The 442-nt window shown below is 64.0% G+C and carries 1 protein-coding gene; it reads left to right on the top strand.

From position 1 onward, the window contains the following. Positions 1–167 precede the first annotated feature (167 nt). Positions 168–442: MOSC domain-containing protein (locus tag AC5ZG1_RS44400; RefSeq protein ID WP_496136571.1), on the top strand; the 275-nt coding region annotated here is incomplete at its 3' end.

The raw sequence follows: 442 nt of genomic DNA, 5'->3' as shown, positions 1-442 counted from the left end.
GCTCCATCTTGAGCCGGGTCAGACGGTGGTCCCGCATGGCCCCGATCGCAACCTCGACCTCGCCGAGGTGGTTCGCCCTGCAAATGGGCATCAGCGGTCACGCGACAGCGGCCCCGCGGCTGAGAGCGGCTAGGAAACTTCCGGTCCCCACAAAAGCGGAGCAGGACATGGCGCGATTGCTATCGGTGAACGTCGGGCTTCCGCGCGATATCGCCTGGAAGGGGCGCACTGTACACACCGGGATCTGGAAAAATCCGGTGCGCGGCCGCTGTCGGGCAGGCCGGTTGAATCTGGACGGAGACGGTCAAGGGGACCTGGCCGGCCACGGAGGTGAGCAGCGAGCCGTCTTCGTCTACCAGACCGAGTCGTATCGCCATTGGCAGGATCAACTGAACCGGACCGACTTCGTCCACGGACAGTTCGGCGAGAATTTCACGATCGA

This window comes from Bradyrhizobium sp. Leo78, from assembly GCF_059512425.1.
The sequence above is the reverse complement of the archived record's forward strand: the minus strand, read 5'-3'. Positions and strand labels throughout refer to the sequence as shown.